This is a genomic window from Streptosporangium sp. NPDC049644 (assembly GCF_040675205.1).
GTDB lineage: Bacteria > Actinomycetota > Actinomycetes > Streptosporangiales > Streptosporangiaceae > Streptosporangium > Streptosporangium fukuiense.
In genome coordinates, this window is the sequence record NZ_JBFAOJ010000255.1 from 1 (window position 1) to 1,694 (window position 1,694).

The window sequence follows — 1,694 nt, forward strand, 5'->3', positions numbered from 1 at the left end:
CAGAAGCGACGCTGCTGCTGCAAGAGGCGCAGGTGTGCGCGACGCTTTCCCTCACCTACGCCATCGTCCAGGCATCGGCGAGCACACACCGGGACGAGAAAGAGTGGATCAACGCCACCGACGTCTCCCTGGACGAGCCGGGTCAGGTAGAGCCCGCACCCACCGGCGTCCGGGTCATTCATGTGGCCCGCGACGCGATGGTCATGTACCCGGAGTGGAACGGCGGCGACCCGGTCCGGATCCTCAACGTCGAAGGGACCATCAAGACCGGGATGGTCGCGGTCAGGTACACCTTCCCCGGGGCGCGCGACGGCGAAGAACTCGCGGTGGTGCCCGCTGACACTCTCGTCACCCCGTACGGGGGTGCGGCATGACCGTCACGCTCACCGACCAGGACTTCACCAAGCTCAAGGCGCTCACCGAGCAAGTCATCAAGGTCTTCGGCGACCGCTGGCCACTGGAGTACGACACCGACGAAGACGAGGTGATCTGCCGCTTCGAAGATGAGGACGCGCCGTTCACGAACGTCTTCATCACGTTGTTCCGCACTTCCCAGTGGATGCCGGGCGAGAAGACCTCACCGCTGGCGGAGTTCCTGTCCGTCTCGGCGAAGGTCGTCCCCGCTCTGATCGCCAAGGTAGAACAGCTCCGCACCGAGCGGAACAACGCTGTCGCGACCGCCGCCGAGCAGTGGAAGCGGTCCGTTACTCGGGAGCGGGAGCACAACGCCGACCGCGCCGCGATGGAGCGGTTCCGGGCCGAACGGGACAGGCTACGCGCTGTCTTGGAGGACTTGACGGTGTCCGTCGAGCACGACTGGGACTCCTCAGCCTGTGAGCGGCGTGAGGCCCGCCAGGAGTCTCTGAGCCCCTGCCAGCAGCGCCCGCCGGAGCACGACGAGGACTGCCCCGCCTGCGAGCTTCACGCCGCACTGCACCCCGACGTGAACAGCACCCCTGGCTAGCCAGCGCGGTCCCGGATCTCCCTGTTTGAGCCAGGGAGATCCGGGACCGCCCCCCAATCCAACCAGACCTTCCGATCAAGGAGATCCCCCATGGGAACCCGCACCAACAACACCGGTGAGCGAGCCGCTCAGACACTCGCCGCCGCCGCCCCGAAGCCCGCCGTCACCTTCACCTCCCCGGAGTCGCGAGACCAGATCCTCAAGCCCGTGAAGAAGGGCTACGACGACGAGGTCATGGAGGTGCGGAAGCAGGACCGTACCGCTGCGGCGAAGCGCGCCGCCAAAGAGAAGATCGGCGAGCAGATCCGGACTCTTCAGCAGCGCTACGAGCAGGCCGAGTACGAGGAGAAGCAAGCCGAGCGGGCCGCCGCTTTGAGCCGTGTCGTAGTGCAGGACACGGCGGCTTACCTGGCTGCGGCTGGCATGGAGGTGGCCGCGACCGTGGACCCTCTGGCCTACCCCTTGGAAGGGTCGCCGCTGGCGGTTCTGGAGCACGAGGCCATGTACAACGGGTCGTTCCCGGAGACCAGGCCGCACGGGTTTTGTATCCACTGCGGTCAGCCCGCCTGGCAGGTGCCGGTGAGCGATGCCTCCCCGATGGGGGCCCGCCACTCCTACGGGGCGACGTGCAATCCCGAAGACCCGAACTCGCCGGTCGCCACCTTGGCCTTAGCGGGAAGCGAGGCCGTCGGGTGACCCGCCTCGAAGCGTTCCTTGTGGCGCTCGCCTC

3 protein-coding genes are annotated in these 1,694 nt (G+C 67.1%); all 3 read left to right on the top strand.

The annotated features are described in order from the left end of the window. On the top strand, window positions 1–374 hold a 374-nt coding region (locus AB0J58_RS44905; RefSeq protein ID WP_364227952.1), incomplete at its 5' end, for a hypothetical protein. Beyond that, window positions 371–964 (top strand): hypothetical protein, encoded by a 594-nt coding sequence (locus AB0J58_RS44910; RefSeq protein ID WP_364227954.1) that lies wholly within the window; start codon window positions 371–373, stop codon window positions 962–964. The genes AB0J58_RS44905 and AB0J58_RS44910, both read left to right, overlap by 4 nt. 90 nt (window positions 965–1,054) lie before the next feature. After that, window positions 1,055–1,660 carry a hypothetical protein gene (locus AB0J58_RS44915; RefSeq protein ID WP_357797373.1) on the top strand — a complete coding sequence of 202 codons (606 nt, stop codon included), beginning with the start codon at window positions 1,055–1,057 and terminating at the stop codon, window positions 1,658–1,660. Window positions 1,661–1,694: the final 34 nt, after the last annotated feature.

Excerpts from the sequence above, each read along its gene's own strand:
- AB0J58_RS44910 (WP_364227954.1), top strand. The coding sequence starts at position 371 with ATGACCGTCACGCTCACCGACCAGGACTTCACCAAGCTCAAGGCGCTC.
- AB0J58_RS44915 (WP_357797373.1), top strand. The coding sequence starts at position 1,055 with ATGGGAACCCGCACCAACAACACCGGTGAGCGAGCCGCTCAGACACTC.